Below are 5810 nucleotides of genomic sequence, written 5' to 3' on the forward strand. Positions count from 1 at the left end.
CCCCCATACCGCACGGGGGCGGGCCCGCGGGCGTCCTGGCCCCGACTGTGTCGAACATCCCGAATTCCGGGGGCCTCTGGAACCCCCGCCGCTCCGTCCGGCATGATCGCGGCGACAGGACCCCCACGGGAGGTGGCTCATGACGGTCTGGGAGGCGATCGCCGTCCTGGCGGCAGGCGTCGGCGCCGGAATGATCAATGTCATCGTGGGCTCCGGAACCCTCATCACCTTCCCGGTGCTGCTCGCCGTCGGACTCCCGCCGGTCACCGCCAACGTCTCCAACGCCTTCGGCCTGGTGCCCGGCTCGCTCAGCGGCGTGATCGGCTACCGCCGCGAGCTGGCCGGCCAGCGCGCCCGGCTCGTCCGCTTCGGCACCGCCTCCCTGCTCGGCGGCGTGCTCGGCGCCTACCTGCTGATCGAACTGCCCACCGCCGCCTTCGACGCCGTCGTCCCGGTACTGATCCTGCTCGCCCTCGTCCTGGTGGTGCTTCAGCCCCGGGTCGCCCGCGCCGTCGCCGCCCGCCGCCGCCCCGACGGCGACCCGCACGGCGGACTGCTGCTGCTCGCCGGGATCTTCCTCACCGGCGTCTACGGCGGCTACTTCGGCGCCGCCCAGGGCGTGCTGCTGCTGGCCCTGATGGGCATGCTGCTCCAGGAGGACCTGCAGCGGATCAACGGGGTGAAGAACGCCCTCGCGATGATCGTCAACAGCGTCGCGGCCCTGTTCTTCCTCTTCACCTCCACGGTGAACTGGGCCGCCGCCGGACTCATCGCGGTCGGCTCGCTGATCGGCGGGGTGGCCGGCGCCAGGGTCGGCCGCAGGCTGCCGCCACAGGTGCTGCGGGCGATCATCGTGGTCGTCGGCCTGGCCGCCGTCGCCAAGCTGCTCACCGACTGAGGACGCCCTTCGAGGTGTCGCCGCCCTCCGGCGGCGCGGCCTCTATATCGTCCTACGCGTGCGCGTTCCGCGCGGACGACCGACAGCGACCGGTGACAGGAGTGGGCGATGAGCCGCGAACGGCTGACCGAGGACGAGATCACCGCGGGGCTGGCCGGCCTGCCGCACTGGACGCGCGAGGGCGGCACCGTCGTGCGCACCGCCGACGCCCCCGACTTCCCCGCCGCGATCCGGGTCGTCACCGCCGTGGCCGCCGTCGCCGAGGCGATGGACCACCACCCCGACATCGACATCCGCTGGCGCACCCTGCGCTTCGCCCTCTCCACCCACAGCGCCGGGGGCCTCACCGCCCTCGACCTCGACCTCGCCGCCCGGATCGACGAGGCACTGGCCGCCGAGTCGGCCGGCTAGGGGCCGGCGGAACCGTCCCCTCCGGGCCGCTCGGGTGCCGTTGCGGCGCCGTGAGATGCTGGCTGCCGCAGTGCAGGCGGTCGGGAGGGACGGAACGGATGGCGCAGGACCCCCTCGGCGACGGCCACCCGCAGCCCTGGTACCCGCAGCAGCCCGGCCACCCGCAGCAGACGGCCTGGCCCGGGCAGCCGGGGCACCCGGGGGAGCAGGGGCAGGGGCAGGGCCCCGACGTCCCCTACCTCCCGTACGACCCGTACCACCCCCACGACCGGCTGCCGCAGCAGCCCGACGTCTACGTCCCGGACGCGTACACCGCGTACGACGGGCCGCACCACCAGGACCAGTACGCGCCGTACGTGGTCGTCCCCCAGCAACCGGGCGGCGGCGACCTGTACGTGCCCGCCGGTGCCGAGTACACCGACGACGGCTACGTGCACCTGGAACCCGGGCCGGAGCCGGAGCCCGAGCCCGGACCCGAGCCCGCACCGGCCGCCGTACCGGCCCCCTCCCGGCGCGCCGGCCGCGGCGGGAAGGCCCGCGGCGGGAAGGCCCGTGGCGCCAGGACCCGCCCCGCCGCCGATGCCGGGACCACCCGCTACACCCCCGACCGCCGTGCCCTGCTGGTGCGCACCGGCGCCGGCCTCGCCGCGCTCGGCGTCCTGGTCGCGGCCGGCCTGACGGTGAGCGCCGAGGGCGGCGGCGCCTCCGCCGACGCCGCCGGCGACCCCGGCTTCAGCGCCGCCCACACCCGGACCTGGGCCGCCCGGGCCGAGGCCGCCGGGCCCGGCGGCGACGACACCCTCGTCGGCAGCTGGCTGCTCGACGGCGCGGTGGTGCGCGCCGACGCCACCGGCGTGCGCGCCTACGACCTGACCGACGGCAAGCCCGTCTGGGCCGTGGAGCCGCCCGCGGCCGGCGCCGTCCCGTGCGGTCTGTCACCGACCGTCAACCGGGCCGGCCTCGGCGCCGCGCTGTTCCGGCCCCAGGCCGACCCGAAGAGTCCGTGCTCCCTGGTCGCCGCCGTCGACACCAAGGACGGCCGGACGGCGTGGACCAAGCCGCTCACCGAGGCCAAGGGCGCCTACGGCGCACGCGTCGGCGTCACGGACGACAAGGTGATCGCGATCGGCGACAGCCACGCCGTCGCCTGGCAGTCCGCCGACGGCGGCGACGTCTGGCAGTACACCGGGCAGGGGAAGTTCTGCACCCTCTCCGGCGGCGTCTCCGGCACGACCGTCCTGGTGGCCAGCACCTGCGCCGACTCCGACCCCGTCGACCAGGCCGTGGCGCTGAACACCGCCGACGGCAAGGTCGCCTGGTGGCGCGGCCTGGAGAACCGGCCGAGGACGGCGACCGTGCTCTCGGCCGAGCCCCCCGTCGTCCTCACCACCGGCGAGAAGCCCGAGGACGACCGGGTGCTCGCCTGGGGCCCGGCCGGCGACCCCGCCGCCGAGATCCCGGTCGCCGACGCCGGGGGCCGGCTGGACGTCGCCCACGGATCGTTCTCGGCCACCCCCGGGGTCTTCTTCCACGAGCGCACGATGGTCACCACGGTCGCCACCCCCGCCTCGGCGAACGGCGCCGGCGGGCCGGTCGCAGTGGCCGGCTACGACCTGGACACCGGCAAGCAGCGCTGGCGGACCACCGCCCGGGAGAAGGGCGCCGCCCGGGCCGTCGGCGTGGACGGCGGCGCGCTGGTGGTCGCCGTCGACGAGCGCGTCGACCAGCCGGCGCACCTGAGCCGCTTCGCGCTGGACGGCGGGCAGGAGACGGCCGGCGGCGGCTTCCCGCCCGGCACCGGCTCGCTGCTGGTCTCCGGCCGGGTCCTGATCGGCGGCGGCAGCGTCGTCGCCGTCCCCGAGCACTCCACCAACTTCGGCACCGCGACGGGCTTCCGGGCGAAGGAGTGAACCCGGACCGGGCCGGGGACCGACCTCCCCGTCGGCCCCGGCCCGGTTCCCCCCGGTTCCCCCGGTTCCCTCGGCCCCGGCTTTCCGGGGCCCTCGGGCCGTCTCAGGCGGCGGACGGCGCGGGCGCGGCGACGGGCTGCACCGCCGGCAGCCAGTCGGCCAGCTCCCGCAGGTCCGAGACCCGCAGCCCCAGCGCCATCATCAGCGTCGCCTGCGGCGTCGGGACGAACGGCTTGCGGAGCAGCTTCATCCCCGCCTGCTCCGGCGTCCGGTCGGCCTTGCGCTGGTTGTCCTCCGCGCAGGCGGCCACCGTGTTCAGCCAGGTGTCCCCACCACCGCGCGACTTGGGCTGCAGGTGGTCCACCGTGGTGGCCCGCCGCCCGCAGTAGGCGCACAGGTGCTGGTCCCGGACGAGCACCCCGCGGCGCGACCACGGAGCCTGTTGTCGGAACGGCACCCGTACGTACCGCTGGAGTCTGATCACCCGCGGCACCGGTACGGTCACCCCGGTCCCGCGCATGGTGCGCAGGGGGTGGGCCTGCTCGACCACGGCCTTGTCCTGGAGGACCAGGACCACGGCACGCTGGAGCGACACCGTCGTCAGCGGCTCGTAGCTTGCGTTCAGAACCAGCGTGCTGCGCACCTCGGCCACCCTTCCGCGGGCGTGCCGCGGCGGCACGACCGTCCTTACACACGTCACTGCCGCCGCGCGGCGGTGGGACCACTGTGAAGGGGCTCCCCGCCGTCGAACAACGGAATTTCCGGTGTCACGGAGGGGCATGACCACGTCGTGACCGTGGCCGGTCCGGCGCGTCCGCGCCAATCCGGCGAAAACTCGCTGGCCGTGACCGCGTAGGCTCTACAACGCTGGAGTCGTCCCGCACCGGGGCCCGGCCGAACCGGGCCCGCACCGGGCGGGACGCCCGACCGAAGGAGAAGCGTGACCGTGACGGACATCGTCGACGAGCTGCGGTGGCGTGGGCTGATCGCCCTGTCCACCGACGAGGACGCACTGCGCAAGGCGTTCGCGGACGGCCCGGTCACGTTCTATTGCGGCTTCGACCCGACGGCCCCCAGCCTGCACCTCGGCAACCTGGTCCAGATCCTCACCATGCGCCGCATCCAGCAGGCGGGGAACCTCCCGCTCGGCCTGGTCGGCGGTGCCACCGGCCTGATCGGCGACCCGAAGCCCACCGCCGAGCGCGTGCTCAACGACCCCGAGACGGTGGCCGGCTGGGTGGAGCGCCTGCGCGGGCAGATCTCCCGGTTCCTCGACTTCGAGGGCCCGTACGCGGCGCGCATGGTCAACAACCTGGACTGGACCTCCGGGATGTCCGCGATCAGCCTGCTGCGCGACGTGGGCAAGTACTTCCGGGTCAACAACATGATCGCCAAGGAGGCCGTGGCCCGACGGCTCAACTCCGACGCGGGCATCAGCTACACCGAGTTCAGCTACCAGATCCTCCAGGGCATGGACTACCTGGAGCTGAACCGCCGCTACGGCTGCACCCTGCAGACCGGCGGCAGCGACCAGTGGGGCAACCTCACCGCCGGCACGGACCTCATCCGCAAGGCCGACGGCAAGTCCGTGCACGCGCTGGCCACGCCGCTGATCGTCAAGGCCGACGGCACCAAGTTCGGCAAGACGGAGTCCGGCACGGTCTGGCTCGACCCCGAGCTGACCACCCCGTACGCCTTCTACCAGTTCTGGCTGAACGCGGACGACCGGGACGTCCCCAACTTCCTGCGGATCTTCAGCTTCCGCTCGAAGGAGGAGATCGAGGAGCTGGAGCGCGAGACCACCGAGCGCCCGGCCGCCCGCCTCGCCCAGCGTGCCCTCGCCGAGGAGCTGACCACCCTGGTGCACGGTGCCGACCAGTACGAGCGCGCGGTCGCCGCCTCCAAGGCATTGTTCGGCCAGGGCGACCTCGCCGACCTGGAGGCACCCACCCTGACCGCCGCGCTCGCCGAGGTCCCGAAGGCCGCGGTCACCGAGCTCCAGTCGGTCGTCGACCTGCTGGTCGCCGTCGGACTCTCCCCGAGCCGTTCGGCCGCGCGCCGGACGATCAAGGAGGGCGGCGCCTACCTCAACAACGTCAAGGTGACGGACGAGGAAGCGGTGCCGGCCGAGACCGATCTGCTGCACGGTCGCTGGCTGGTTCTGCGCCGCGGCAAGCGCAACTTGGCCGCGGCCGAGCTGACCAAGTGATCGAACTGGCCGTGATGGCCGAAACGCAAGGCCGCTGACCTGCGGCTTTACCCATCAGGGGCGGGATCCAGCCGGATCCCGCCCCTGATGTTTGACGATGTCCTCCAGGTGGCCTAGTGTTGAACGAGTCGCTGAAGCGGCCACCCACTCAGCGCGTCACGCTCACAGCATGAATTTCGAGTGACACTCGGAATGCGCTAATGTGGAGGGCGTCGCGGAAAGTGACACCGACCAGTTCGGGAAATCGGATGAATGAAACTCCGGAAAACGGAGCGGAAAGCATCTGGTAAGCTGGAAACACGAAAGAACGAAGCGCCCGGAGGGCCGGTGTGAAAGCCGCCCGATGGAAGCGTCCGTTCCTTGAGAACTCAACAGCGTGCCA

At 73.2% G+C, this 5810-nt stretch carries 6 protein-coding genes; 4 read left to right on the plus strand and 2 right to left on the minus strand.

The window, feature by feature from the left end; genetic code table 11:
* Positions 1–139 precede the first annotated feature (139 nt).
* The 3 genes from ACFXAM_RS37480 to ACFXAM_RS37490 all read left to right on the plus strand — a co-directional run bounded on the left by ACFXAM_RS37480 (position 140) and on the right by ACFXAM_RS37490 (position 3219).
* The gene (locus ACFXAM_RS37480) at positions 140–898 is read left to right on the plus strand and encodes a sulfite exporter TauE/SafE family protein (RefSeq protein ID WP_380298273.1); all 759 of its coding nucleotides are present in this window, start codon (positions 140–142) and stop codon (positions 896–898) included.
* Positions 899–1006: 108 nt separating this feature from the next.
* Positions 1007–1309 carry a 4a-hydroxytetrahydrobiopterin dehydratase gene (locus ACFXAM_RS37485; RefSeq protein WP_380298275.1) on the plus strand — a complete coding sequence of 101 codons (303 nt, stop codon included), beginning with the start codon at positions 1007–1009 and terminating at the stop codon, positions 1307–1309.
* Between the two features lie 98 nt (positions 1310–1407).
* On the plus strand, positions 1408–3219 hold the full coding sequence (locus ACFXAM_RS37490; protein ID WP_380298276.1) for a PQQ-binding-like beta-propeller repeat protein: 1812 nt from the start codon (positions 1408–1410) through the stop codon (positions 3217–3219).
* Positions 3220–3322: 103 nt separating this feature from the next.
* Here ACFXAM_RS37490 and ACFXAM_RS37495 read toward each other — a convergent pair whose 3' ends face one another.
* Entirely contained in the window at positions 3323–3862 is a 540-nt protein-coding gene (locus ACFXAM_RS37495) for an HNH endonuclease (RefSeq protein WP_380298278.1), read from the minus strand.
* A 303-nt stretch (positions 3863–4165) separates the two neighbouring features.
* On the opposite strand from ACFXAM_RS37495, the gene tyrS reads away from it, so the two are divergent.
* The gene (gene tyrS, locus ACFXAM_RS37500; protein WP_380298282.1) at positions 4166–5428 is read left to right on the plus strand and encodes a tyrosine--tRNA ligase; all 1263 of its coding nucleotides are present in this window, start codon (positions 4166–4168) and stop codon (positions 5426–5428) included.
* 148 nt (positions 5429–5576) lie between these two features.
* On the opposite strand, the gene ACFXAM_RS37505 is transcribed toward tyrS, so the two are convergent.
* Positions 5577–5810 (minus strand): hypothetical protein (locus ACFXAM_RS37505; RefSeq protein WP_380298280.1); only part of this gene is annotated, 234 nt, incomplete at its 5' end.

It is taken from the genome of Kitasatospora sp. NPDC059462, assembly GCF_042749955.1.
Classification (GTDB): Bacteria; Actinomycetota; Actinomycetes; order Streptomycetales; family Streptomycetaceae; genus Kitasatospora.

Bases quoted from the DNA above. Each gene is read 5' to 3' on its own strand.
- ACFXAM_RS37485 (WP_380298275.1), top strand. From the start codon at position 1,007: ATGAGCCGCGAACGGCTGACCGAGGACGAGATCACCGCGGGGCTGGCC.
- ACFXAM_RS37490 (WP_380298276.1), top strand. From the start codon at position 1,408: ATGGCGCAGGACCCCCTCGGCGACGGCCACCCGCAGCCCTGGTACCCG.
- ACFXAM_RS37480 (WP_380298273.1), top strand. From the start codon at position 140: ATGACGGTCTGGGAGGCGATCGCCGTCCTGGCGGCAGGCGTCGGCGCC.